The 24,249-nt window shown below is 51.9% G+C and carries 25 protein-coding genes and 1 tRNA gene; 13 read left to right on the top strand and 13 right to left on the bottom strand.

The window, feature by feature from the left end:
- Positions 1 to 121: 121 nt before the first annotated feature.
- Both BJU60_RS10745 and BJU60_RS10740 read left to right on the top strand, forming a co-directional pair.
- Complete coding sequence (locus BJU60_RS10745; RefSeq protein ID WP_070328869.1) at positions 122 to 967, top strand: ABC transporter ATP-binding protein; 846 nt, start codon at positions 122 to 124, stop codon at positions 965 to 967.
- 99 nt (positions 968 to 1,066) lie between these two features.
- On the top strand, positions 1,067 to 1,621 hold the full coding sequence (locus BJU60_RS10740) for a methyltransferase family protein (protein ID WP_016509434.1): 555 nt from the start codon (positions 1,067 to 1,069) through the stop codon (positions 1,619 to 1,621).
- 80 nt (positions 1,622 to 1,701) lie between these two features.
- Here the strand turns inward: BJU60_RS10740 and BJU60_RS10735 are convergent, their stop codons facing one another.
- Together BJU60_RS10735 and BJU60_RS10730 are read right to left on the bottom strand one after the other, a co-directional pair.
- Positions 1,702 to 2,511 carry a DUF368 domain-containing protein gene (locus BJU60_RS10735; RefSeq protein WP_070328868.1) on the bottom strand — a complete coding sequence of 270 codons (810 nt, stop codon included), beginning with the start codon at positions 2,509 to 2,511 and terminating at the stop codon, positions 1,702 to 1,704.
- 105 nt (positions 2,512 to 2,616) lie between these two features.
- Entirely contained in the window at positions 2,617 to 3,171 is a 555-nt protein-coding gene (locus tag BJU60_RS10730) for a GNAT family N-acetyltransferase (RefSeq protein WP_236636391.1), read from the bottom strand.
- A gap of 101 nt (positions 3,172 to 3,272) precedes the next feature.
- On the opposite strand from BJU60_RS10730, the gene BJU60_RS10725 reads away from it, so the two are divergent.
- Both BJU60_RS10725 and BJU60_RS10720 read left to right on the top strand, forming a co-directional pair.
- A complete protein-coding gene (locus BJU60_RS10725; RefSeq protein ID WP_070328866.1) occupies positions 3,273 to 4,022 on the top strand; it encodes a sugar nucleotide-binding protein in 750 nt (249 codons plus the stop codon).
- An 89-nt stretch (positions 4,023 to 4,111) separates the two neighbouring features.
- Positions 4,112 to 4,474 (top strand): potassium channel family protein, encoded by a 363-nt coding sequence (locus BJU60_RS10720; protein ID WP_070328865.1) that lies wholly within the window; start codon positions 4,112 to 4,114, stop codon positions 4,472 to 4,474.
- A gap of 19 nt (positions 4,475 to 4,493) precedes the next feature.
- Here the strand turns inward: BJU60_RS10720 and BJU60_RS10715 are convergent, their stop codons facing one another.
- Both BJU60_RS10715 and yidD read right to left on the bottom strand, forming a co-directional pair.
- Positions 4,494 to 5,852: an alanine/glycine:cation symporter family protein gene (locus BJU60_RS10715; protein WP_070328864.1), complete on the bottom strand. Its 1,359-nt coding sequence runs from the start codon at positions 5,850 to 5,852 to the stop codon at positions 4,494 to 4,496.
- A 132-nt stretch (positions 5,853 to 5,984) separates the two neighbouring features.
- The gene (yidD, locus tag BJU60_RS15045) at positions 5,985 to 6,254 is read right to left on the bottom strand and encodes a membrane protein insertion efficiency factor YidD (protein WP_083274114.1); all 270 of its coding nucleotides are present in this window, start codon (positions 6,252 to 6,254) and stop codon (positions 5,985 to 5,987) included.
- A 209-nt stretch (positions 6,255 to 6,463) separates the two neighbouring features.
- Here yidD and BJU60_RS10710 point away from each other — a divergent pair, with 209 nt between their 5' ends.
- The 4 genes from BJU60_RS10710 (at position 6,464) to BJU60_RS10695 (ending at position 9,877) form a co-directional block, all read left to right on the top strand.
- A complete protein-coding gene (locus tag BJU60_RS10710; protein WP_070328863.1) occupies positions 6,464 to 7,261 on the top strand; it encodes a pyrroline-5-carboxylate reductase family protein in 798 nt (265 codons plus the stop codon).
- 187 nt (positions 7,262 to 7,448) lie between these two features.
- Complete coding sequence (locus BJU60_RS10705; protein WP_070328862.1) at positions 7,449 to 7,685, top strand: FeoA family protein; 237 nt, start codon at positions 7,449 to 7,451, stop codon at positions 7,683 to 7,685.
- Entirely contained in the window at positions 7,682 to 9,658 is a 1,977-nt protein-coding gene (gene feoB / locus BJU60_RS10700; protein WP_070328861.1) for a ferrous iron transport protein B, read from the top strand. The genes BJU60_RS10705 and feoB overlap by 4 nt, the downstream gene beginning before the upstream one ends.
- 15 nt (positions 9,659 to 9,673) lie before the next feature.
- Complete coding sequence (locus tag BJU60_RS10695; protein WP_070328860.1) at positions 9,674 to 9,877, top strand: FeoB-associated Cys-rich membrane protein; 204 nt, start codon at positions 9,674 to 9,676, stop codon at positions 9,875 to 9,877.
- A gap of 39 nt (positions 9,878 to 9,916) precedes the next feature.
- Here the strand turns inward: BJU60_RS10695 and BJU60_RS10690 are convergent, their stop codons facing one another.
- From BJU60_RS10690 to BJU60_RS10665, 6 genes are all read right to left on the bottom strand, one after another.
- Positions 9,917 to 10,621: a DUF554 domain-containing protein gene (locus BJU60_RS10690; RefSeq protein ID WP_070328859.1), complete on the bottom strand. Its 705-nt coding sequence runs from the start codon at positions 10,619 to 10,621 to the stop codon at positions 9,917 to 9,919.
- A gap of 158 nt (positions 10,622 to 10,779) precedes the next feature.
- Positions 10,780 to 10,852: transfer RNA gene (locus tag BJU60_RS10685), tRNA-Val, on the bottom strand.
- Between the two features lie 86 nt (positions 10,853 to 10,938).
- Positions 10,939 to 11,496, bottom strand: a complete 558-nt coding sequence (locus tag BJU60_RS10680; RefSeq protein WP_083274112.1) for a GNAT family N-acetyltransferase — start codon at positions 11,494 to 11,496, stop codon at positions 10,939 to 10,941.
- 67 nt (positions 11,497 to 11,563) lie between these two features.
- Positions 11,564 to 11,878, bottom strand: coding sequence for a DMT family transporter (locus BJU60_RS10675; RefSeq protein WP_070328858.1), 315 nt, complete (start codon positions 11,876 to 11,878; stop codon positions 11,564 to 11,566).
- A complete protein-coding gene (locus BJU60_RS10670; RefSeq protein WP_070328974.1) occupies positions 11,875 to 12,204 on the bottom strand; it encodes a DMT family transporter in 330 nt (109 codons plus the stop codon). Before BJU60_RS10670 ends, BJU60_RS10675 begins: the two co-directional genes overlap by 4 nt.
- 11 nt (positions 12,205 to 12,215) lie before the next feature.
- Complete coding sequence (locus BJU60_RS10665; RefSeq protein ID WP_070328857.1) at positions 12,216 to 12,794, bottom strand: TetR/AcrR family transcriptional regulator; 579 nt, start codon at positions 12,792 to 12,794, stop codon at positions 12,216 to 12,218.
- A 127-nt stretch (positions 12,795 to 12,921) separates the two neighbouring features.
- On the opposite strand from BJU60_RS10665, the gene BJU60_RS10660 reads away from it, so the two are divergent.
- Positions 12,922 to 13,704: an alpha/beta hydrolase gene (locus BJU60_RS10660; protein ID WP_070328856.1), complete on the top strand. Its 783-nt coding sequence runs from the start codon at positions 12,922 to 12,924 to the stop codon at positions 13,702 to 13,704.
- 54 nt (positions 13,705 to 13,758) lie between these two features.
- Here the strand turns inward: BJU60_RS10660 and BJU60_RS10655 are convergent, their stop codons facing one another.
- Positions 13,759 to 14,997, bottom strand: a complete 1,239-nt coding sequence (locus BJU60_RS10655; protein WP_070328855.1) for an aminopeptidase — start codon at positions 14,995 to 14,997, stop codon at positions 13,759 to 13,761.
- A gap of 114 nt (positions 14,998 to 15,111) precedes the next feature.
- On the opposite strand from BJU60_RS10655, the gene BJU60_RS10650 reads away from it, so the two are divergent.
- The 3 genes from BJU60_RS10650 (at position 15,112) to BJU60_RS10640 (ending at position 19,176) form a co-directional block, all read left to right on the top strand.
- On the top strand, positions 15,112 to 15,519 hold the full coding sequence (locus BJU60_RS10650; protein ID WP_070328854.1) for a YkvA family protein: 408 nt from the start codon (positions 15,112 to 15,114) through the stop codon (positions 15,517 to 15,519).
- A gap of 86 nt (positions 15,520 to 15,605) precedes the next feature.
- A complete protein-coding gene (locus BJU60_RS10645; protein WP_070328853.1) occupies positions 15,606 to 16,472 on the top strand; it encodes a YitT family protein in 867 nt (288 codons plus the stop codon).
- Positions 16,473 to 16,572: 100 nt separating this feature from the next.
- Entirely contained in the window at positions 16,573 to 19,176 is a 2,604-nt protein-coding gene (locus tag BJU60_RS10640) for a putative bifunctional diguanylate cyclase/phosphodiesterase (protein WP_254281692.1), read from the top strand.
- A gap of 43 nt (positions 19,177 to 19,219) precedes the next feature.
- On the opposite strand, the gene BJU60_RS10635 is transcribed toward BJU60_RS10640, so the two are convergent.
- A complete protein-coding gene (locus tag BJU60_RS10635) occupies positions 19,220 to 21,196 on the bottom strand; it encodes an alpha-amylase (protein WP_254281691.1) in 1,977 nt (658 codons plus the stop codon).
- A 261-nt stretch (positions 21,197 to 21,457) separates the two neighbouring features.
- Between BJU60_RS10635 and BJU60_RS10630 the strand changes: the two genes are divergently transcribed.
- On the top strand, positions 21,458 to 22,081 hold the full coding sequence (locus tag BJU60_RS10630; RefSeq protein WP_254281690.1) for a hypothetical protein: 624 nt from the start codon (positions 21,458 to 21,460) through the stop codon (positions 22,079 to 22,081).
- A gap of 45 nt (positions 22,082 to 22,126) precedes the next feature.
- Here BJU60_RS10630 and BJU60_RS10625 read toward each other — a convergent pair whose 3' ends face one another.
- Positions 22,127 to 24,163 (bottom strand): heavy metal translocating P-type ATPase, encoded by a 2,037-nt coding sequence (locus BJU60_RS10625; RefSeq protein WP_070328850.1) that lies wholly within the window; start codon positions 24,161 to 24,163, stop codon positions 22,127 to 22,129.
- Positions 24,164 to 24,249 lie beyond the last annotated feature (86 nt).

The raw sequence follows: 24,249 nt of genomic DNA, 5'->3' as shown, positions 1-24,249 counted from the left end.
GTTCAGACAATCTATTTTGATATCAAAACATTCGTTGACAGCTTTTCATTCAGACTGCTATAGTTGACGTTACATTGAGAATCATTATCAAAACTACTGTTACGAGGAGAGGGGAATCCACATGTCACGGATCCATACGGCAGACATCGAGGTCGGTTACGGCGGCAAAACAATTGTGAAGCAATTGAGTTTATCGATCCCGGACCGTCAAATCACAACCATCATCGGCCCGAACGGTTGTGGGAAATCGACACTCTTGAAAGCCATGACTCGGATTCTGTCCCCGTCTAACGGTTCGGTCCATTTAGACGGAGCGGACATCGCCAAATGCAATACGAAAGAAATCGCCCAAAAGATGGCGATTTTGTCGCAAACGCCTGAAGGCGCTGGCGGCTTGACCGTGGGAGAACTCGTCTCGTACGGTCGCTTTCCTTATCAATCCGGGTTTGGTCGTTTATCGAAACATGACCATGAAGTGATTGATTGGGCGCTTGACGTGACCGGTACGCTCGAGTTCAAAGATCGAAGCGTCGACGCCCTTTCAGGCGGACAACGCCAACGGGTGTGGATCGCGATGGCACTGGCCCAAGAGACGGACTTGATATTTTTAGATGAGCCGACGACGTATCTCGATCTCGCGCATCAGCTCGAAGTGCTCGAACTACTCGAGACGTTGAACCGCGAGCAGGGCCGGACGATCGTCATGGTCCTCCACGACTTGAATCAGGCCGCCCGGTTTGCCGACCATATCGTCGCCATGAAAGACGGAGAAGTGCTCGCGACGGGCTCCGCCGAGGAAGTCATTTGTCCGCTCGTCCTTAGACAAGTCTTTCATATCGATGCCATCATCGGACGAGACCCACGGACCGAAAAACCGATGTGCCTCACCTACCAACTTATAAAAGATGAGATTCAACGTGAAGCGCTCGACCCTTCGAGTGCTGATCTCGTTGCTAGTTCTCGTTAGTATGATGAAGCGAACGGAGCGCCTCGCACATTGCGAGGCGTTTTTCAGCAGGAAGAGGCGGGTAATGAGTGGAACATATTGAAGAAAGGGGGAAACGCTATGGATTGGCTCGATGGTTTGTTCATTCTCGTCTCGACCGCATGGCTGTATGAGATGAGGCGATACCGTAATCGTGATGAACCGACCGATGGCAACAGTGAGCACATGAGCTTTTACATCGTCTCACTCATTATGGTCACCGTGTTCGCCGTCTCGATCGGTTTATCTATTTTCACTGAAACACGCCAACCGCTCCTAGTCCGTTGGCTCGGGCTCGGGTGTTACATAGCCGGTGTTTCACTTCGTTACTGGGGAATCGCGCATTTGCGTCATCAATTCACTCGTCACGTCGTCGTCCGTCCTGCTGATGAGATCGTCAGCTCTGGACCGTACCGCTTTTTGCGCCATCCGCTCTATACCGGGCTATTATTTATCACGTTCGGATTTTCGCTCTATTTCAGTCATTGGGGCGTCGCGCTCGTCGGTACGTTCGCCATGGGGATCGCCTTGCTTTGGCGCATCCATATCGAAGAACAGATGTTGACGTCACACTTCGGCAGCGCCTATCAAACTTGGGCGAAATCACGAAAACGATTGATTCCGTTCATTTATTGAACAAGCGTCGAAAAACACGAATTGATAACCTCGACCCAACAAAAATGCGATCCTGTCAGCAAATGACAGGATCGCATTTTTTATACGGAAAATCGGCCGAGCAGTCGGACGATCAAAAAACCGGCAACGAACGAAACAACGCTCAAGACCCACATCGTCGCCGTCTCCGGAAGACCCGGGAAGACGACGGCGAGGGACCCGATGACGAGTCCTAAGATGACCGAGAACGTCATGCCCGGGAAATTCCCGAGCAAATAACGGATCACTTTACTGCTGACGATGAATCCGACGGCTACACCGAGTCCGACGATCCCGATAATGAGCACGTTCAAGTTCGACAAGGCGCTGATGACCGTCGGGTACACGCCGATCAAGAGCAAGACGAACGAGCCGCTGATCCCCGGGAGCAACATCGCCATACTGCCGAGCCAACCCGAGAAGAACAACAACAGCGCCGTGCCGGTCGACAGTTCAGTAATAATGGCTGTGTCGGCCGGTTTGATGATTGCCATACTTGCTACTAGAATCGCTCCGATCACCATCGCCACGATGTGCACGGGGCGCATCGTCGCACGCGATTTAAATTCAAACATCAACAGTGGGATAATCCCAAGAATCAAGCCGATGAAAAAGAACTGTGTAGGTGCATAGTATTCTAACAATAAAAATTCAATTAGACGGCTCAGTCCTAAAATCGCGGTTCCCATTCCGATTGCTAACGGAATTAGAAACCCAATATGCTTTTTCCACTGCCGACTGAACACACCGCTGATCGCTTCGATCAATCGATCGTAAATCCCTAAAATGACTGCGATTGTCCCCCCGCTGACGCCAGGAATCAAGTCACTCGTCCCCATCGCGATACCGCGCAGGATATTTTTCCACTCCATAATCGATCTCCTTTTATATCTGATTCGTTTCAAGCACTTAGTATATCCGAGAAGCTCGGGTTTTGCATCGGTTTCGAGACTGAGACTCGGACTTCGGTCCATGTTTCACAAGTCGAGCATCATATAATCGAAACGGTCTCCTGAAATCTCAATCTCTTTATGTTTGCGGAATCCAAGACGTTCGTACAGACGAGCCGCTGCCGGATTGCCCTGGTCGACGTTGAGTGTGACGGCCGGGATGTTTGTTTCGCGAGCATGTTCGACCACTCGCTGGATCAACTTCGTACCGATGCCGCGTCCTCCAAATTCTGAGTCGACGGCCACGGAATCGATATACAAAACGTCTCCTTCCGTCTCCACGTCAAGATGTCCAGGCTGCCCATGTTCGATGAGCCATTGCTTAATCGGCTCATCCAACTCAATCGCGCGCTTGCCCTCGTAGGCGATAATAATACCTGCGATGACGCCGTCTATGTCTGCCACCCAAATGTTTTCATAACTTAACCGGTTGTTCGGCCGACCGATCCACATCGCTAAGCGCTCAAGCACTTGCTTTTGGTCTGCCGTCCCCGTCAATGAATAGGCGATATCATGAATCGCTGAGTAAACGAGCGGTGCGATTGCTCCACTTTCGTTTGACTGTGCGTGTCGAATGTTCATCATTTATCTCCTCCATCAATCAGTTTAGCACAAAGCTAGAAACTGGTGGTTTGTCACATCTAGAAGTGTGGGATGATAGAAACAGAAGGGAGGAATTTGTAATGAAAGCTATTTTAACGGGCATGAACGGTACAGTCGCACCGGTCGTCGCCAAAACAATACAACGACATGGGATCGAACCTGTCGCTTGGGACAGGTCAAAAGTTTCGACGTCAGACGAGGCGGCGATGCGTGAATTTATCGAATCGGTGCGTCCTCATTATTTTCTTCATATCGGTATGGGATCGGTTGAATGGGCGGAAACGTTGGCCCGCCTTTGCGGAGAATACAACATCCCGTTCTTGTTTACGAGCACGGTCTCGGTATTCTCAGACAATGTGACTGGTCCAATCACGCCGGACACACCACCTGACGCAACGGACGAGTACGGCACCTACAAACGCGCCTGCGAAGAAGCAATCGCCCGGACCAACCCTGGTGCACAAATCGTCCGACTCGGCTGGCAAATCGGCGAAGCTGCCGGTTCGAATAATATGATGGACTATTTTACGAATGAAATGAACCAGCACGGTGTCATCAATGCGAGCGCACACTGGTATCCATCCTGCTCCTTTTTAGAAGACACGGCTGACGCATTGTTCGAGATATTGACGAAGCGCGGTCCGGGTCTATATCAATTGAACGGCAATCCGAGCCTGTCGTTCTATGACATCGCCACTTCGTTAAACGAGTTGCATGACCTCGCGTGGCGCGTCGAGCGAACGGATGAACCAAAACGCGACAATCGGATGGTCGACATGAACATCACGATCCAACCGATCACGAAACGATTGACACTTCATACAAAATGAGTCGACGAATTCGTCGACTCATTTTATGGTTATAAAGGATGTTACCTCGCTTCTACCGAACAAACTTACATAGGAAGGGAGGGGGCCGTATGCTCTCATTCATATTGACGTTCCGTCGCATGTTCCGTGGGATTTGGCGTGGGTTGAAAGAACCTGAATTTCAAGTTCTGTTCAGTCTAGCGTCCCTTACCATATTGTCGGGAACGCTGTTTTATACCCGCTTCGAAGATATGCGTTGGTTAGACGCCCTCTATTTCAGCGTCATCACGCTCACGACGATCGGCTACGGTGATTTCGTCCCGACGACCGATATTGGCAAAGTGTTCACGATCGGTTACGTCATCACCGGCGTCGGCATCATGGTCGGATTCATCACCCAAGTATTCAATCACTTGCAGCAGGCACGACTCGAGGAGATCAAGAACAAACGAAAAATGCCGCCATCCGATTAAGGATAGCGGCGTTCGTTCGTTACGATGCTTTTCGACTTCGATTCTCGATTGCCAACTGCTGATTAAAGCGCTTCGTCTCAGCGATGACGACACCCGACAAGAACAAGAGCCCAATTAAGTTCGGAATGGCCATCAAGCCGTTGAAGACGTCAGACAGTGCCCATACCATGTTCAAGTTCGTCGTCATCGCCCCGAGTCCAGCGACGAGTACAAACGCGATCCGATACGGGATGATCGACTTTTGACCGAACAAGTAATGAATCGACCGCTCACCGTAATACGACCAACCGAGCACCGTCGAGTAGGCGAACATGACGAGACCGATTGTGACGACATAACTGCCGAACGGCCCGAGGAACTGCTCGAACGTCGCCGTCGTCAACTCGACCCCTTCGAGTCCCGATCCGATTTGACCGCCCATGACGAGCGTGATCCCCGTGACCGAACAGACGATCAACGTATCAAGAAACACCTGCGTCATCGAGACAAGGCCTTGACGACCTGGCATGTCCGTCTTGGCCGCGGCCGCTGCGATCGGAGCCGAGCCAAGACCAGCTTCGTTCGAGAAGACGCCTCGCGCAACCCCGTACCGGATGGCTGCCCCGATGGCCCCGCCGCCAATCGCTTCGGCGCTGAACGTGCTGCTAAAGATGAGCGCGATCGCATCGGGGATGAGTGTGTAGTTCATGATCATGATCAAGAGACCGCTCCCTAAGTAAAAGACGATCATGACCGGGACGAAATAACTGACGACACGACCGATCGATTTGACACCACCGAGAATGACGGCGCCCGTGAAAATCATCATCAAGATACCCGATACGTAAAGCGGAACGTCGAACGTCGAGTTGAGCGCCAACGCGACCGAATTCGTTTGAACCCCGTTCCCGATCCCGAACGCGGCCAGTGAGGCGAACGCTGCAAACGCGACCGCGAGCCAGCGTTGCTTCAAGCCCCGTTCCAAATAATACATCGGTCCTCCGGCCATTTGACCACGTTCGTCCGTCACCCGGTACTTGACGGCGAGCACGGCTTCGGCGTACTTTGTTGCCATCCCGAAGAAGCCCGATACCCACATCCAAACGATCGCGCCTGGTCCCCCGAGGACGACCGCAGTCGCGACACCGACGATATTCCCCGTACCGACGGTCGCTGCGAGCGCCGTCATGAGGGCTTGGAAGTGGCTAATATCTCCTCGTGACGTCTTGTCTTGATTTTTAGAGAATGCGAGTTTCAACGAGTAAGGCAACTTCGTGATTTGGAGCCCCCCGAGACGCACCGTCAAATAAACGCCTGTCCCCACAAGCAAAATTAACAGCGGCGGTCCCCACACAAAGTCTGAAATCGTACCGATTAGTTCGCTGAACGATTGACTCATGCTGTAATCCCCTTTCCCCTTATGTAATAAATACACCTCTATTTTTTCAGAATACTCGGAACGTTGTCAAAAGTATTGTGCTAAAACAAAGAAGGGGATAAACGCCCTGTATCTAAAACAGCGAGCCGTCGGTTAGACGTCTCGCTGTGACGGTGGCTTTTCGCGTTGCAGGGGGGCTTTCCAATCAAAATCGTCCGGCACATAGTCAAGTCCGCCCGAATGGAACGGTTGGCACCGCAACAGGCGCCGAGTCGTCAAATACCCGCCTTTGACAGCGCCATGCTTCTCAATCGCCTCAATCCCGTAGTGCGAACAGCTCGGATAAAATCGGCACGTCGGGGGCTTTAAAGGAGAAATAAAGCGCTGGTATCCTTGAATCCCACGTACTAATACTCGTTTCATTTCAATCGCCTCGCTCAGTCAGATTACTGCAATGATAGCCCGGACTGCGTGAATTGTCATCTGCAGCGCTTCGTCGATTCTCGTTACAAAACGACGAGTTTTTTTCCTTTCTTTTACAATTCAAGCGTGGCAGGCGATAATTGCTCGAACATTTGTTATGATAGGCAACATATATACGACCGAATCAAATGAATGAAGAGGTGACGGAAATGAACATATTAATGGTAGGAGCAGGATCGATGAGCGAGGCACTCGTCCGAGGCTGGATCGCTTCCGGGCTCTCCCCTGAACAAATTACGATGACGAACCGGAGCGACCTTACACGTCTAGAGCAGTTGCGAGATGAGCTCGGCGTACAGATCGTCGAAACAGAAGACGTCAACGCTTATACAATCGTCGTGCTCGCGATGCAACCAGACGGCGTCTTAGCTTACGCTCAATCACAGACGTGGAAAACACCGCTGCTCGTATCCGTTGCGGCGCATATCGAACCGAGCGAGCTTGAAGAAGCAGCCGGCATCCCAGCCATCTGCGCGATGCCGAACACCCCGGTCGCCCATCAAACCGGGATGACCGGACTCTGGTTCGGACCTGAGACAGATGCGACCGACCGCGAGACGGCGACCGCACTGTTCAACCGTGTCGGTCGGACGGCCGTAACGGACGCGAAAACGATGTCGGCTTTCATGGCGGCGGCCGGATGCAGTCCTGCGTTCTTTTACGAGATCGTCGGTTCGATGACCCCGGTGCTGACAGAAGCCGGGTTTGATGAAGACACGGCCCGCCAAATCGTCGCTCAAGCGATGAAAGGATCAGCCGAGTTATTGTTGCATGAGACACGTCCGACCGACGAGCTGATCGCCGACGTCGCCGCACCAGATGGACCGACCGACCGCGGTGTCGGCGTGCTCCGCTCACGTGACTTGTCTGACGTGATGTCGTCCGCCCTGCGTGAGAGTGCAAAGGAAGACCACGACCCTGTCGACGCAACGATTGAAAGAACGTAAGCACTTGAACCGCCCGATAGAAGTCGAACGTTAAGTTCTGACTTCTATCGGGCGGTTTTTTTAATTCTCGCACTACTATTTTTTAGAAGTCATAAAATCCACAAATAATCTTGCTTCCCGATAGTAAAGAACGTGTTATGCTACCAAATGAGAAGAATTATCATTTGACTAAAATGGAGAGATCTTAATGAGTTCATTACTTGCCATGCCGCTACATCAACCAGTGCTCATATCCGATTTAACGAGAATCGATGACCGCTTGCGGCGTCGCATGATTGCCTTAGGATTTTATGAGGGCTGTTCCGTACGAATTAAACGTCGGGCCATCTTTTCCGGACCACTCACGATTGAACAAATCGAACATCAACAAATGATTGCCATCCGTCGCTGTGACGCTGAACAGATTGGGGTGATCGTCCCGTGACGCAACGGATTGCCCTAATCGGAAACCCGAACACCGGAAAAACGTCTTTATTTAACCGATTAACGGGCTCCTTCGCCCACGTCGGTAACTGGGCCGGTGTCACGATCGAACAGAAAATCGGGCAGCTGCATGGAAACATCGGACAGTTGATCGACTTGCCCGGTGTCTATGATTTAGACCCGCTATCGGCTGACGAAGCAATCGTCTCACGATTCTTGTTGCAGGAACCGTTCGATGGGATGTTCAACATCATCGATGCCTCGCAGTTCGAACGTAACTTACAACTAACGCTCCAACTGCTCGAAATGGGCCGCCCGCTTCAAATCGGTCTGAACATGGTCGATGTCGCTGAAGGCCGAGGCATCCACATCAATTTAGAGCGTCTGAAAGAACGTTTGGACGTGGATGTGTTTCCGATCACAGCGCGCACAGGCGCCGGCTGTGAAGTTCTCCTGTCCTCCCTGCGAACGACCCCTCGCGAACCTTTCGTACTCGATTACGGGGAAGAGACCGAACAGGCGATTCAACAAATTCTTGAAGCGACGGGACTTGGTGAGCGCGATCGCTGGGTCGCCATTCAATACTTGGCCGGAAATCGCGTCATTTCAGAACAGCTCGAGTCTTCGACGCCAACCGTCAATGAAATTCGTAAAGCGTTAGAAGTAAAACTCGGACGCTTCGCCCACGCCCACATTACAGAACGCAGACGCGACTGGACGAAAGACGTTCGCCACCACGTCGTCGATCAGCAAGGCGCACAACAAGCCACGGTCACTGACCGCATCGATGCCGTCGTGACACATCCGATCTGGGGCTTACCCATTTTCTTTACAGTACTTTACGCCTTGTTCCACATCACGTTCAACTGGATCGGTGCCCCGTTGTCCGATCTGTTGGATGGATTTCTGTCGGGTCCGGTCACGTCCGGAACGAGCTCGTTGTTACAACTGCTCGGGACCTCTTCTTTCATCCAGGCGTTGCTGATTGATGGGGTGATTGCCGGTGTCGGCGGTGTCCTCGTCTTCGTCCCACAGATTTTCGTGCTCTTTTTCTTTATCTCGTTTTTAGAGGACTCTGGCTATATGGCGCGTGTCGCCATTGTCATGGACCGATTTATGCAACTCGTCGGACTGAACGGGAAAAGTTTCATTCCGATGATCATTGGATTTGGTTGTAACGTCCCAGGTATTATGGCGGCACGGACGGTCGAGGAAGAACGGGAGCGGCTCGTCACGATTTTTATTTCGCCGTTCATGTCGTGCTCGGCGCGTCTGCCGATCTATGCCGTCTTCGCTGCCAGTTTTTTCGCATCAAACCAAGCGCTCGTCGTCTTATCGCTCTATATGCTCGGGATCGTCCTGGCGTTGATTGCCGCGAAAATATTCACGTCCGTATTGGCGGCGGAAGATCGGAACAGCCTCTTTATCGTCGAACAGCCTCCATACCGTGTCCCCCAAGGGTTGACGCTTTGGCGCAGCACGTGGCAAAAAGCGAAAGGGTTCGTCCGAAAAGCAGGTACGTTCATCTTTGGCGGTTCCGTCTTCATTTGGTTACTCGCCTATTCCGGTCCAGCCGGAATGGACGTCCCGATGAATGAGAGTTTTCTCGCTATGGTCGGCGGGGTCGTTGCGACGTTGTTGGTTCCACTCGGTTTCGGGACGTGGCAGGCCGGTGCTTCGCTCATCACAGGTTTTTTGGCGAAAGAAGTCGTCGTATCGACGATGGCGATCATTTATGCGGTCAGCGAATCTGACTTGTCCGCTTCGTTGCTTCCCGTGTTTACGCCGTTGAGCGCATATAGCTTCATGGCGTTCGTCCTCTTGTACGTCCCTTGTCTAGCGACCGTCGCCGTCATTCGGCGCGAGGTGGGAAGTGCCAAGTTGACGTGGGTCGCTAGCCTTTATGGGCTTGGTGTTGCGTACGTCGTATCACTGATGATCTATCAAATCGGTCGTCTGTTCGGATTGTCTTAACAAGGAGGAAATCATATGTTCTTATTTGATTTACTGATCGGTCTTGCCGTATTCGGGTACGCCGCCTATTCGCTCTATCGCTACACCCGTAAAGCAAAAGCCGGTAAATGCGCCACGTGCGAAATCGCACCGACTTGTACGACATCCTGTGATGCCGCAGACTGGGATAAAATCATTGCGGAAGCCTTACATGCTGATAAAAAAAGTTATCATCAATGAAAAACGGACTAGCGCATTTTTTCGCGCTAGTCCGTTTTTTCATTGAAAGATATGTAGCGTGGTGACAATGATCGCGACCATCAAAATACCGGGCAGCAAGTTGGCGACACGAATCCGGGTGATCCCGACCAGGTTCAACCCGATGGCGACGATCATGACGCCCCCGGTCGCCGTCATCTCCAAAATAAAGTCATCCATGAGCGACTCCGGAATAAACTTCATGATCTGGATGGCGAGCAACGCGATCGCTCCTTGGTACAACAAGACCGGTACGGCCGAGAACATGACGCCGATGCCGAGCGTCGAACTGAGCACAAGCGCCGTGAAACCGTCAATCAACCCTTTTGTATAGAGGACGTCATGGTCCCCGCGCAGGCCGCTGTCGAGCGCCCCGATGACGGCCATCGCCCCGATCACAAAGATGAGCGTCGCCGTGATGAAGCCTTCCGCGATGCTCGACTTACTTTTTCCACCGAGACGCCGTTCTAACTGATAGCCGATCTCGTTCAACTTCTCGTCGAGCTTCCACCATTCGCCAAGTGCGGCTCCGATAACGAGACTGCCGATGACGATTAAAAAGTTCTCACTCTTCATGCCCATCTGCACGCCAAGCAAGACGACGGCGAGACCGATGGCAGCCGTGACCGTCTCTTTCATCCGCTCGGGGATTCGGTGAAACAACAACCCGAGTAATGTGCCGACCACGATCAAGGCCGCATTGACGATTGTTCCGGTTAATACCATCGTATAATTCCCCGTTTCTGTATGTATTGAGAGGAATATACCAACTGTTTATGTGGGCTGTCAATTAAAAGAATACACAAAAAAAGCCACTTCTCGTAAGAAGTGGCTGCGCGGAAACCCACGTTCCTATGGGTTTCGCATCGGGTTTGGCACCCAAGTGATTCTGACTGGGCTCGAACCAGCGACCTCTACCCTGTCAAGGTAGCGCTCTCCCAGCTGAGCTACAGAATCAGGTCGTGTCCTCTCTTTAGGACACTATTAATATATCAAGAAACTAATGCCTTGGCAACTGTTTTTTAAAACTTTTTTTATTTTTTTCACCGCGTCATTTCTTCCCGCTTCATGTGACGGCATAGACGTTCCAAATCGCCGGCATACACGGACACGATCATGCCTCCGTGTTCGGTGTCACGGTCCCAATGCAATCCGTTCGCTTTCGCGACTCGTTGTGACGGCACGTTGTCTGGGTGGATGAGCGAGATGATGTCTTTCTCGCCTTCCTCGAACGCATGCTGCATGAGACGCGCGGCCGCTTCCCGGCCGTAGCCCATGTGCCAGTGCTTTGGTGCCAGCCAATAACCGACCTCGAGCTCGATGTTGCCATCAAGTTCATGCAAGAGCGTCCCGGCATGGCCGATCGGCTCATCGCTGTGATGTGTCATCAGCTTGAGGAGTCCGGTCTGTCGGCCCGTCGTATAGCGGACCAATTGTCTCTCGAACCATTCGATTGTCTGTTCATCCGTATATGGCTTGCCGTCCGGACTGATGAAACGCATCACTCGCGGATCTTGGAGTAGCGATTTTACGAAATAGAAATCGGAGATCGTGTAATGTTCAAGCCGTAGACGTTCTGATTGCAACTCGACAAGATTCATCTTTCCCGCCCCTTTCGTTCACAGTCTGAACTATTCGATTCCCGTTTTCATCTCGTTTCAATCCTATTCACGCCACGACTTTCAATCCGATAACGCTCCCGATAATGAGAATTAAAAAGAAGATACGCCAGCGATCCCTCGACTCGTTCAAGTACAACATACCGAGAATCACTCCGCCCGCCGCGCCGATCCCGACCCAAATCGAGTAAGCGAGCCCGAGCGGCAGCGTCTCGAGGGAACGTGACAACAAATAGAAACTTAGTGCGAACGTCGTGATCGAAAGAAGCGACCATTTTAAAATCTGATAGCCTTTTGATTTCCCCATGAAGAAAACAGCAAGCATCTCAGCGAGCCCAGCCCCGATTAAAAATGTCCAACTCATGCCGATTCACCTCCTGTCACTTGCTTCAAACCGACCACCCCGATGAGGAGCGTCGCGATAAACAACAGCTTCATTCCCGTCATCGTCTCATCAAACAAAATATTTCCAACGATGACCGTCCCGACGGCGCCAATACCCGTAAAAACGGCGTACCCGGTGCCAGCTGGCAACACACGGAACGACATCGCCAACAAGCCAAAACTGACAATCAATAACACGATGGTCACGACGGTCGGTCCTAACACGGTAAACCCGTTCGACAATTTCATCGTCGTCGCCCAAACAATTTCAAGAAGTCCGGCGAGCACGAGCCACAACCAAGCCATTTGTTCCTTTTTCATGTCCACCCGACTCCTCTCTTGAAAATTTTAAATGCTGCATGCTGTCGTTGCGCTCGATTCGTTGCAAACGAAAAGAGTGAAAGCAACGCCCCGTCCAAAAAGCAATAGTACGCGTCATATACGTCGTCGAGCGATTGTTCCGGTAACTCGCCACGCTCCATCGCCAAACGGAATTGCTCTTTCTCAAACGTTTGGAGCTCGGTCTCGACCGACCCGATCGTCGTCTCGATGAACGTGCGCAGCTCAGGAGGCGGTACGAGTAGCATTCGTTTTGTCAGCATCCACGTCTCTTCTTCTTCGAAGAAATGAATCAGCGCTTCAACGATTGCCTCGATCCGTTCGAGCGGTGCCGCATCATTTGACGCGTCCCGCGCTTGTGACCAAGCTCCCTGGTAACGCTCGGCCATCTGTTCGACGACTTGTTTGAACAGCTGTTCTTTTCCGTCGATGTGCGCATATAAAGACGCCTTCTTAATCCCGACATCTTCGGCGAGCGCCGCCAAAGATAATCCTTCATATCCTTCAAGCGCGAACCGGCGTCTGGCAGCTTGTTCAATGCGCTGTTTCGTGGTCATATGCGATCTACCCCTTTCATCTCCCCTTACTTTACCTAACGAACGGTAGGTAGTCAAATTTCCGGATTGAGTTTTTGTACGGACAACGCCAAAATGAGAAGAGATTGTCAGAGGAAGGAATGATTGTATGATCGAACAGTTTAGTTTCACCTTGCCGACCGAGACGATGCGCGGCCGAAAACGAATCGTCCGCGTCTACCGTCCCGACTTCGCTCGTACCGACGAGGCGTTGCCCGTGCTCTATATGCATGACGGCCAAAACGTCTTCGACGGCAAGACCGCGACAATCGGGGAAGGTTGGGCGATTGACCGCCATCTCGACGATTTGCAACTGCCGCTCATGGTTGTCGCCATCGCGAGCGCCCCCGATTGGCTTGACCGCTATGACGAGTATTCGTTTTATGAAGACGAGATGCTTTATAAACGCATCGGGCCAGAGCTCGCTAAGACTCGGCCGACACTCGGCGGCAAGGGGCGCCTCTATGCCGACTGGCTCATGCAGGAGCTGAAGCCGTGGATTGACGCACGCTACGCGACCGACCCGGATGACGTCGGCGTGATGGGCAGCTCGATGGGCGGCGTCATCTCGCTCTACATGATGGCGACGTATCCGGCAATCCGTCGTGTCGGTTCGCTGTCGACGGCCGCCTGGTCCAACCTCGACTCGCTCATTCGCGAACTGAAACAAACTGACCTGTCTGCCCGACTCTATATGGATATCGGCACGAACGAGACGAGCGGACCGATCACGCCCGAGGACTACTTATACACGAATGCGAGACTCGTCGAAACGATCGCTCGGACCGGCGTCGCCTTCCGCTACGAAGTCGAGCCCGGGGCGGTCCACAACGAGATTGCATGGCGGCGTCGGTTGCCGAACGCGCTCGCATTTCTGTATGAACTCTCATGACATGAAAAGACGCAAAGACGGTCGCCTTTGCGTCTTTTCAACTATCTTTTTCTATTAGATGACCCAGTTCCCATCACGCATGATCGCTTCGCGTGTTCCGTCCTCGAGCTCACCGTCGATATTCATTTCGGCCGAACCGATCATGAAGTCGACGTGTGTCATCGAATCGTTCGCGCCATTCTCAGCGAGTTCTTCGGGCGACATCGTCGGTCCGCCTTCAAGGCATGTCGAGTAGGCACGACCGAGCGCCAAGTGGCACGATGCGTTCTCATCGAACAACGTGTTGTAGAAGAGGAGTCCCGAGTTCGAGATCGGCGAATCGTCCGGCACGAGCGCGACTTCTCCGATGCGGCGTGCCCCTTCATCAAGGTTCAACAGTTCATCGAGTGCTGCCTGCCCTTGTTTCGCTTCCGCTTTTACGACTTTTCCACCTTCGAACCAAAGCGTGAACCCGTCGATCAAGTTCCCGCTGTAGCTGAGCGGCTTCGTGCTCGACACGTGTCCTTCGACCGCATCTTTATCGGCGAGCGTGAACACTTCCTCCGTCGGCATGTTGGCGATGAAGTCGACGCCGTCCATGTTCGGACCGCCACCACCGAGGAAGACGTGCTTCTTCGGAAGACCGATCGTCAATTCCGTGCCTGGTGCTTTGTAGTGAAGTTTCGCGTATTTCTTGTCCGTCAACAGCTGCGCCCGTGAGCGCAACGCTTGATCGTGCTCGTCCCAGGCGGCAACGACATCGTCTTGGTCCATTCGTGTCGCTGCGAAAATCGCTCTCCACAGGGCTGGAACCGCATCTTCACGGTCTGGGAATACTTTTTTCGCCCATGCTTCAGATGCACCGGCCACGATTGACCAGCTGACATTATCACTCATGACATACTTACGCCATTTCGCGAGCGCGACACCAGACGCCCGGTTCGAGTCGGCGATGCGTGATGATTCGACACCGTTCAGCGCGTCGGGATCGTCGCTGACGATCGACAAGAATGCCGTCTTCTCTTCCGCGAGTTGCTCGAATCGTGCTTTGAGCCACTCTGGGAACTCCTTGAACGCTTCAGTCGGTGCGTTGAAGTAACGCACTTTCGTCGTCTCTTCATCGCTCCAGTTGACGTACACTTGTTTCGCCCCGGCCGCGTAGGCCGCTTTCACGATTTGGCGGACGAGCGGTGCTTGGCTAATATCGGCTCGGACTTCGAGCTGTTGACCCGGTTGAATGTTGACACCTTTTTTGACAGCAAGCTCGGCATAGCGGGCAAATTCTGCCTCGGTCGGTAAAGTTACAGTAGACATATGTACAGTTCCTCCTTTTTCACTTACTTCTATTTTCTTAAATTTTCGGAAAAGTTGCAACCAAATCGCAAAAACGGGCATATTAGTAGTTGTAGAGAGAAGGAGGAGAAAAACATGTCAGATTGGAAAACGACTTATTCACACTTTTTAAACAACGCCCAAACCGAATTCACCGAGAACGAAAAGCTAGGTGACTTATTAGTCCAAGGAGAACTCGCCCTAGCAAAAGTCACGGTCGACGTCGCCTCAAACGAAATCAGCGACATCGAACGGGAAGAGGAGCTCACACTATACTTCCAAATGAAACAACTGCTCAACATGCTACGTGCCGTCTACAACGCCCAGTTCGAGATGCAGCCCGACAAGCAACACGCTCTCGTCGCGGCCGTGCTCTATTTCGTCTCACCGTTCGACGCGATTCCGGACGACGCCCCGCTCGGACTGTTTGACGACGCTCAAGTCATCGACTACGTCCACGAACAGCTAGCGAGTGATATCGACCGCTTCCATAACGAGTTATAATCTTTCAAGACTTGAAATTCTGGCGTCATCGGAGTACGCTTGCATGAGTTCATTCAAAGGAGGCGTATGGCGCCTTAGCCACTCATATGTACGCAAAATCACGTAAACGGATCGCTGTCGAGACTATCCTTTTTATCATCGCCGGAACAATCCTACAATCTATCTTTGTCGGTCTGTTACTCAAACCGAATGAAATCGGATCCGGCGGGATTGTCGGAATCACGCTCATCGTCAACGAGCTGTTCGGCACACCGATCGGACTCACCCAGTTGGTGCTAAACATCCCGCTCTTCATCATCGGGATCAAATATCTCGGGAGACGATTTATTCTCATGACAGGACTCGTCGTCATATTGTCATCGATTTTAATCGATGCGCTGCCTGTCCTCATTCCACCGACGCCACTCGACGATCCGCTCGTCGCGTCCGTCTTCAGCGGTATCGTCTCAGGACTCGGTTTGGCACTTTTGTTATTTGCCGGGGCATCGACAGGCGGGCTCGATATTTTGGGGAAAGTCATCTTCATGAACAACCGCAACTTATCGCTCCCGAAAATCTTTTTGACCCAAGATATCATCGTCTACATTCTCGTGTTCATCACGTTCGATATTAAAGCGGTCATGTACGCACTCGTCCTCAGTTTTGTCCGGTCGCGGACGCTGTTGACGATCCATCGCTTCTTCTCCGCCCAAAAACAGTGTTTCATCATCTGTAAAAAAGCGGACGAGATCAACTTAGTCATCAAACAAAACTTGAAGCGTGGGGTCACCATCATGGACGCGACCGGCGGCTATTCGAACGACGCGAAAAAAATGCTATATGTCGTCGTTCAAAACAATGAGATTCCAAAGTTGCGTCAAATCGTCTCAGACATTGATTCCGAGGCGTTCGTCACTGTCTCAGAAATCGACTCGATTGTCGGTAACTTTAAAGAACATTCGTATACACTTTGATCGACAGCATCGTGCTGTCGATTTTTTTGTGTAATAAATACCCGAACGGTCCGATAATAAGGATGAGCCTCAGAGACATATACAGAAGGAGGTGCATAAGTTGTCTAGCCACACTTTGCGCCAATCAGTCCCCGCTCTTCTCCTCGGGACGTTTTTTATCGGTCTATTCGTTATCTTATTCAGCCCTTATGCGTTAAGGGAGACGAGCTTGTTCGTCTACTTTATGATCATCGCACTCGTCGCCACCGTGGTAAGCGGGAGTGCCGTATTGCGCCATCACGGGATGCGCCGCTATATCTATCTTCTCATTAGCGCTGGCAACGTCTGTTTCATCGCTTATTTGGTGGGACACCGCTTTACCACGGCGATGCCAATTGACATGATGCTGTTCATTCAAAACTTCTTTTATTTGATCATGGCCCTCATCGTCATCACCCAATCGATTGAAATTAGAACGTTGAAGTTGCGTACGTTTGATGTGTTCGCACTGCTCAGCTTTTTGATTGTCGGTGCGTTGCATATCTTTTTTTACACAAAGAACGGCGGCCAGTATGTCACGAATTTGAACGGCTTTGAAGAACAGATGGTGCTCATCAGCCTTTACATGGTGCTCGGTTTCTTATATTTGAATCGCATCGTGACATCCGGGCAAGGCTTCCGCGTGATGCTCCTCATCGGGATTCTCGGTTTTACAACCGCCTCGATCATCAATGAGTTGCAGTTGTTCACCGGTATCGGCCATGAGCTCCTCCATTTGCTTCAAGTCATCAGCATTCTCATCATTTCAATCAGTTATTTGTTTGATGAATCGACAGAAGACGTCCTCGCCCATGATTCTGTGTTTGATTACGTCATCTACAGTACGATTGTCATGTTGTACATGCTCGCCTCGGATCGACTGCTCGGCACCTCGATCATCGACTCGATGATTGCGAACGCGGTGTTGCTACTGCTCATCCGTCAATTCGTTGTCGCCAAACAGAACGCACTCATTAGCCATCGGTTACATACCGTCAATACAGACCTCGAAGTCGCGGTCACGACGAAAGCCCACGAGCTCGAACTCCGTGAACAACAGTACCGCTCGCTGTTCGCGTATCACGCAGAGCCCATCTTTTTGTTCGACCTTGACGGCGAAGTGTTGTCCGTCAACGAAGCAGGGAGCTCTGTCCTCGGTCATGACACCGAGACGCTCATCGGATCAAATATTTTAGACATCATCGAACAAACGGATCGATCCGCCTATACGAACGTGTTATGTGACCTTACGAACGGACGTCCGCAAACATTAGACGTCAGTGTCATGACAGAAGATGGTTCGGCACGCGTTTGGCAATTGATGAACATCCCGATGATCATTGATGGGGAAGTCGAAGGCATCTATGCCATCGTCAAAGACATCACGCAAATGATCGTCCAGCAAGAACAGATTCTTTATCAGGCTAACCACGATAGCTTGACCGGGCTGCATAACCGTTACGCGCTGCAAGAACAGATCGAGCGCCTGATCGCGGACGGCCGACCGTTCACACTCATGTTCTCCGACCTCGACGGATTCAAAGAAATCAATGACCAGTTCGGCCATCATATGGGTGATCAGTTGCTGCAGCACATCGGTAAACGTCTACGCAGCGCCTTGTTGCCAAACGAATATGCCGGACGACTTGGAGGCGATGAATTCATCGTCGTCGCCGAACACAATGATGATGAAATTCTCGTTGAACGTTTACGTCGTCTCGTTTATCGTCCTCCTTATTTCATGGCCGGGAACCTCGTCGAAATTCATGCTTCAATCGGAATCGTCCGTTATCCGGAGCACGGCACGACGCTGAAGCACCTCTTATCGAACGCTGATTTGGCCATGTATAAGGCAAAAGACAAAGGACGCGATGAGACCGTCATCTTCGCTCCTGCGCTTCGCGTCGACAAGGAAGAACGGAAATTGTTGATGGAAGGACTTGATATGGCACTCGAGAAAGGTGAAATCTCACTTTATCTCCAGCCACAGGTCGATGCCTCGACGAAGGCGATCATCGGCGCCGAGGCACTCATGCGTTGGCAACGCGACGGCAAGTTCATCCCGCCGAGCGAATTCATTCCGATTGCCGAAGAGACCGGTCATATTCATGACCTCGGTCGTTGGATGATTCATGAGACGTTCCAACTGATGTACGCGTTTGAACAAGGCGACATCGATTTGCCGAAACTATCGGTCAACTTGTCGGTCCGGCAATTGTTCGATGAACACTTGATCGATTATTTGACGACGTTGTTCGAACGCTTCCCGATCGAACCGAGCCGCTTGAACTTCGAGTTGACCGAAACGGTCGCGGCGCACCAGTCGGACCGCGTCTTAAATCGAATTCTCGAGTTGAAGGCACTCGGCATCAAACTATCGATCGACGATTTCGGGACCGGCTACAGCTCACTCGCCTATCTCGTCCGCTATCCGATTGACGAGTTAAAGATTCCGCGGGAGTTCACGATGCAGCTAGAAGAAAATCGCGAGTATCAAACCGTGACCGCGACCATCGTCGCCATGGCACGACAACTTGGGATGGCTCTCGTCGCTGAAGGCGTCGAGACCGAATACCAAGAGACGTTCCTTCGGCGGATCGGTTGCAATTCGATGCAAGGGTATCGTTACGCGAAACCGATGCCGCTCGACGAGTTCGTCATCTATTACATGAAACAAAACGCTTGAACAGACAAACGCCTCGGATCCACTTACGGATCCGAGGCGTTGCTTATTTCATTTCATAGATTTTGACTTCGCCTGGCATCAAATCGACCCAAAGGTCCCAGTTGTCGTCGAACGAATGCTCGGCGTACGGCCATGAGTTCGGTGAGTACACCATCTCGGCGAAACGACTCGCGTTCCAGTTCCGGCGACGCACCCCATCGAGCGGCACCTTCCCTTGCAGGTGCTCTTGCATATTCGTGTTGGCGATGATGAGCAACGTCTCGTTCGTATCTGCCCGTAACCAAGCCAGACCGATGAACGGCGCCCCCATATCCATCATCGTGAGCGGTTCAAAGTGACTCGGGTCGACGAGAACATCGAGCCAACGGCGGCGAACTTCCGCCACTTGATGCATGAGTTCGACCATTTCAGTCCGCTCGGGATGATCCCAATGGAACTGATACGCGTCGAAGAAAGCAAGTTTCCCGAAATATGGATCGGTCGGGAACAACTGATACGCCTCTTCCGGTCGGCAATCGAGACCGGTATTCATCGGCTGCGTCTCATACAGTTCAAGCCCCGAGTTCGTCAATGGCACCCCGTTCGGCATGAAGCCGTTCAGTACGGTGAGCAAGCGACTCGCCTGGCGTCCACCGTCTCGTGTCGCAATCCGGCGTGTATCGGCTGTCTCACCAGCCGCAAATACCGGCAACGGCAAGAAACGTGAGTCGTAGATGAATTGATGGGTGTCATGCGTGTCAAAACGCGGCTCTTTATAGAATCCGTATCCGATGATCATATTGTAGCCGGCGTCACGCGCCGACCAAGCCCCGACTTCGATCAGTTCTTCGGCGATGAAACTGAAGTTCGAATCGAGTTGACGCGGCTCTGTCAAAATGCGCTGGGCGAGATCGACTGGCAAAGCGTGTCCCATGTCGATTCGGGCACCGTCAATCCCATATTCGCGTTGATAATGCGGGATGATGTCGGCTAACATCACCCAAAGCGGCTCGTTGATCTCGTCACCCCGGAACTGGTTCGACTTGATCGAGTCGAACAAAATATACGGTGCCAGACTCGCCTCGCCGACATAAGGTGCAGCTGCTGTCGGGTGGTCGAGGAACAGGCGGAAGTATGTGACGTCCGACCACGGCGGTTGCGGATCGTTGATACAATCCGAGAACGCCGGAGCGGTCGTCAAACCGAACTCACGCTCGATGACGGCAAGTAAGTTTTCGTCCGGATGTTCGACCAAGTAGGCTTTCACCGTCTCCCACTTGGCAGCATCGACAAGATTAGGCGCCATCGAGAAGCGGCGGAGATGGTGCCAAACGTCCTCAGATCCATAGATCATCGGCAGGAATGCATACTCAGGCTTCACGTTTTCTCCGATTCCCGGTACGTGAGGCGGGTGATAGTAATCGAGTTCCGCAACCGGAATCCAGTAGAACCATTCCGGATTTTCTAAAATGAGACGGTTATCGCGGGCGCACGTGCGAGGAATGACATCGATGACGACACGAATGCCCACCATATGACACGCCTCGACGAAAGCGGCGAACTCTTCCTCGACCGTCAACCCGTCCCCTGTCAATGTCTCTTTTAGTTCTTCGTCGATGGCAAAGAAATCTTGGACAGCGTATGGGGAACCGAACTCACCTTTCTTATTTTTATGACTGTGCTGCGAGATCGGCAATAAAAATAACGTGTCGATCCCCATGTATAACAAGTGCGGCAACAGAGCCAGCGTTTTCACGAACGTGCCGGTATCTTTCATGCCTTGAGAGTTGTCCATCTCGACGTAGCCTGACCCGTCATGGTCCCACGACGTCGAGGTCCGGACTTGCATCGAGTAGACCGAGGAGCGCTTAATCCAGTCTCCCCCTGTCTCGAGGTGCCCGTCCGCTTGTGCGACCGACTGACGATAATCACGCCCGTTGACAGCGTGCGGAAGAATGCCTCGTTCAATCGTATCGATTAAAAAGTCGTACGGGTTCACCCGTTCGACACCGTCGCGCACGGGTTCTGCCGGAAATCGCATCCGGTTCCACAAGGTCGGGATTTCATATTGAAGATTGGTCCGTTTTGTTTTCAAGACCTGATGTAACTTTTTTAACGACGAGTTCTCTGGCATATTTACTCTCCTTATGAATGAAATCATTCCATCGTCTATTGTAAGCGATAACAAGAAACGTCATATTATATATTTAACTCTTTACCCGGTTTTTCCTTTCCCAAAAAAATATTTTATGCTGAAACCCGAAAAATATTGTACGATTGTCTTCATAAAGGAGGGATGAACATGTCCCAACGAAAGTGGCTGCTGCTGCTCGCCTCATTGTCCGTATTAATCGTCCTCGTCATCGCCAGTTTCATCGTTCAACTGCGAAATACGACTGACCAGATCGATACCATTCACGAGCAACGGTTCGATTCATATGAAGCAATTGAAGAAATCATGTACTACAATATCGAACGCGCCAACGCTATCCGCGGTCTCCTCGCCTATGAAGACCGCCGCTTTTTAGAAGCCTATTACAGCATGTCCCAACGTACGAAAGAGTTGAAGGAATCTATCAAGAATGATCCGAGAACGCCAAGTTCATTCCTCGACTTACTGCATCGGGACGGCATTTGGGAACAAGAAGCCGACCGCGTCCTCGTCATGTACGAGAGCGGTGACATCGAACAGGCGACGGTGACGGCCAAGTCGATGACCGATCAACGGCAGACGATACTAGAAGATTTAAGAGCTTTGAAACAGATGCAATACAACGATATCCGGAAAGAGCTCGTATCCACTCAAAATCAAATCGATATCGTCATTCAAGCACTGTACTCAATCGTTTTCTTACTCGTAGCGATCCTCATCATCCTCATGTTCATGATTTTCAAAACACGTCAAAAAAAGACCGATCACAACTGATCGGTCTCAAGCATTCACCAAACTTCAAGCTCGCTTGAAGTTTTTTTAGTTGGAACGGATCAAGCGAGTCGCGTTGCCGATCGCGAGCAACGCGACGCCGACGTCTGCGAACACCGCTTCCCACATCGATGCGAGTCCGAGCACGCCGAGCAGGAGGAACAGCGCCTTCATCCCGAATGCGAGGACAATATTTTGCCACACGATCCGCTTCGTCCGCTGACTTAACTCAATCGCCGCAACGACATCGCTCGGTGCGTCATTCATGAGCACGAGGTCTGCCGCCGTCACTGCGGCATCGCTCCCGATTCCACCCATGACGAGTCCGACGTCCGCACGGGCTAGCGCTGCCGCATCGTTCAAACCGTCACCTACGAACGCGACTTTCCCTCGCGCGGCCAACTTCTCCACTTCCTCGACTTTCTGATGGGGAAGTAACTCACTTTTCACTTCATCGATTCCGATTTTCAAACCGACCGACGTCGCAACTTCATCCCGGTCCCCTGTCAACATGACCGTCCGATAGCCGAGACGTTTTAGCGCGGCAATGGCTGCTGCGGCATCCTCTTTCACCGCATCCATCAGTTCAATCCGCCCGAGCCAGCGGTCATTTCTCATGACGTGGACGCTTGTGCCCATTTGTTCATCTTGAATCGAATGTCCTAACTTCCTCATGAAACGGGCACTTCCGACATAGATTGTATCCGTGCTATCTGTCGCTGTCAGACCGTAGCCCGGGTCTTCGGTAATATTCGCAAACGCGGTCGTCTTGCTCGCCTTCGCGACGATTGCTTTTGCCAACGGATGCGTCGATGCCATCTCAACACGGGCAGCGAGCGTTAACAACTCCGCTTCTGTCACGTCTCCGTTCGTCGTCACGTCCGTCACTTCAAAGCGACCGGTCGTGAGCGTTCCCGTCTTGTCAAAGATGACCGTCTTCACTTCGGCGAGCACGTCTAAATACTCGCCGCCTTTGACCAAAATCCCTCGTTTAGAACCAGCCCCGATCCCGCCGAAATAACCTAACGGAATTGAAATGACGAGTGCGCACGGGCAACTGATGACGAGGAAAATTAAGGCACGATACACCCACTCCTCTAAATTCCCAACGAAAAGAGGTGGGATGAACGCAACGATTGCTGCTAAAACGACGACAATCGGCGTATACACTCTGGCTAAGCGTGTGATCATCTGCTCTGTCTTCGCTTTGTTCGAGCTTGCCTGTTCGACAAGCGCAATCATCTTTTGCAAGCTCGACTCCGTCGCAGATCGTATGACGCGCACTTCAAGCCGCCCTTCTAAATTGACCATTCCGGCGAGCACTTCATCGTGCGGTCCGACTTGACGGGGAACCGATTCGCCCGTCAATGATGCCGTATCGAGTGAACTCGATCCGATCACGACGCTCCCGTCCATCGGAACTTGTTCGCCGGCACGGACGATGATGACCGAGCCGATTGCCACATCTTCAGGACGCCGTTCGAACTCACCGTCCGGACCGAGCACACGTGCCATCGTCGGTTTCATATTCAATAATGACTGGATCGACCGACGCGACGCGTGGACGGCTCGTCCTTGGAAGTATTCGCCGAGTTGATAAAATAGCATGACGGCGACCGCTTCCGGATATTCTCGAATTGCGAACGCTCCAATCGTCGCAATCGTCATTAAAAACTTCTCATCGAACCATTCGCGATGCCATACGTTTCGTGCTGCCGCATAGACGACATCATAGCCGGCGACCGCATAAGCAACAACGTATAACGGCAGTGATTCAGTCAAGAGAGCGAGCACAAGCAGGCTGAGGGCGATACCAAAGCGCCACAACAGGTGGTTCGATGCTTGCTCGATTTGATCAGTTTTCACGAAATGCGCGCCCGGTTCAATCCGCCCCATCGTCTCTTCAATTGAACGGAGCGCTGTTTCACGCTCGGACGGATCAATCCATTCGATGATCATCCGGCTCGTCGCAAAGTCGATTTGACAGGATGCGACACCGGTCTGCTCCGAGACGCTTTTCTCGATCTTCGCCGCACAATTTGTACAAGTTATACCTTCGACTGGTAAGACGTCACGTGATTCCATCGCTCTTCCTCCCACTTCATTCAAACGTTTATTTGAATATATCGTAACGCTGATTGGAAGAGAATACAATATAAAAAAGTGTCTAC

The organism is Exiguobacterium aurantiacum, assembly GCF_001766415.1.
Lineage (GTDB): Bacteria > Bacillota > Bacilli > Exiguobacteriales > Exiguobacteriaceae > Exiguobacterium > Exiguobacterium aurantiacum_A.
This window is presented reverse-complemented; position numbering and strand designations above follow the sequence as displayed.

What these genes read in the sequence shown, in the direction of transcription:
- BJU60_RS10745 (WP_070328869.1), top strand. Translation starts at nt 122, where the DNA reads ATGTCACGGATCCATACGGCAGACATCGAGGTCGGTTACGGCGGCAAA.
- BJU60_RS10740 (WP_016509434.1), top strand. Translation starts at nt 1,067, where the DNA reads ATGGATTGGCTCGATGGTTTGTTCATTCTCGTCTCGACCGCATGGCTG.
- BJU60_RS10735 (WP_070328868.1), bottom strand. Translation starts at nt 2,511, where the DNA reads ATGGAGTGGAAAAATATCCTGCGCGGTATCGCGATGGGGACGAGTGAC.
- BJU60_RS10730 (WP_236636391.1), bottom strand. Translation starts at nt 3,171, where the DNA reads ATGAACATTCGACACGCACAGTCAAACGAAAGTGGAGCAATCGCACCG.
- BJU60_RS10725 (WP_070328866.1), top strand. Translation starts at nt 3,273, where the DNA reads ATGAAAGCTATTTTAACGGGCATGAACGGTACAGTCGCACCGGTCGTC.
- BJU60_RS10720 (WP_070328865.1), top strand. Translation starts at nt 4,112, where the DNA reads ATGCTCTCATTCATATTGACGTTCCGTCGCATGTTCCGTGGGATTTGG.
- BJU60_RS10715 (WP_070328864.1), bottom strand. Translation starts at nt 5,852, where the DNA reads ATGAGTCAATCGTTCAGCGAACTAATCGGTACGATTTCAGACTTTGTG.
- yidD (WP_083274114.1), bottom strand. Translation starts at nt 6,254, where the DNA reads ATGAAACGAGTATTAGTACGTGGGATTCAAGGATACCAGCGCTTTATT.
- BJU60_RS10710 (WP_070328863.1), top strand. Translation starts at nt 6,464, where the DNA reads ATGAACATATTAATGGTAGGAGCAGGATCGATGAGCGAGGCACTCGTC.
- BJU60_RS10705 (WP_070328862.1), top strand. Translation starts at nt 7,449, where the DNA reads ATGAGTTCATTACTTGCCATGCCGCTACATCAACCAGTGCTCATATCC.
- BJU60_RS10695 (WP_070328860.1), top strand. Translation starts at nt 9,674, where the DNA reads ATGTTCTTATTTGATTTACTGATCGGTCTTGCCGTATTCGGGTACGCC.
- BJU60_RS10690 (WP_070328859.1), bottom strand. Translation starts at nt 10,621, where the DNA reads ATGGTATTAACCGGAACAATCGTCAATGCGGCCTTGATCGTGGTCGGC.
- BJU60_RS10680 (WP_083274112.1), bottom strand. Translation starts at nt 11,496, where the DNA reads ATGAATCTTGTCGAGTTGCAATCAGAACGTCTACGGCTTGAACATTAC.
- BJU60_RS10675 (WP_070328858.1), bottom strand. Translation starts at nt 11,878, where the DNA reads ATGAGTTGGACATTTTTAATCGGGGCTGGGCTCGCTGAGATGCTTGCT.
- BJU60_RS10670 (WP_070328974.1), bottom strand. Translation starts at nt 12,204, where the DNA reads ATGGCTTGGTTGTGGCTCGTGCTCGCCGGACTTCTTGAAATTGTTTGG.
- BJU60_RS10665 (WP_070328857.1), bottom strand. Translation starts at nt 12,794, where the DNA reads ATGACCACGAAACAGCGCATTGAACAAGCTGCCAGACGCCGGTTCGCG.
- BJU60_RS10660 (WP_070328856.1), top strand. Translation starts at nt 12,922, where the DNA reads ATGATCGAACAGTTTAGTTTCACCTTGCCGACCGAGACGATGCGCGGC.
- BJU60_RS10655 (WP_070328855.1), bottom strand. Translation starts at nt 14,997, where the DNA reads ATGTCTACTGTAACTTTACCGACCGAGGCAGAATTTGCCCGCTATGCC.
- BJU60_RS10650 (WP_070328854.1), top strand. Translation starts at nt 15,112, where the DNA reads ATGTCAGATTGGAAAACGACTTATTCACACTTTTTAAACAACGCCCAA.
- BJU60_RS10645 (WP_070328853.1), top strand. Translation starts at nt 15,606, where the DNA reads ATGTACGCAAAATCACGTAAACGGATCGCTGTCGAGACTATCCTTTTT.
- BJU60_RS10635 (WP_254281691.1), bottom strand. Translation starts at nt 21,196, where the DNA reads ATGCGATTTCCGGCAGAACCCGTGCGCGACGGTGTCGAACGGGTGAAC.
- BJU60_RS10630 (WP_254281690.1), top strand. Translation starts at nt 21,458, where the DNA reads ATGTCCCAACGAAAGTGGCTGCTGCTGCTCGCCTCATTGTCCGTATTA.
- BJU60_RS10625 (WP_070328850.1), bottom strand. Translation starts at nt 24,163, where the DNA reads ATGGAATCACGTGACGTCTTACCAGTCGAAGGTATAACTTGTACAAAT.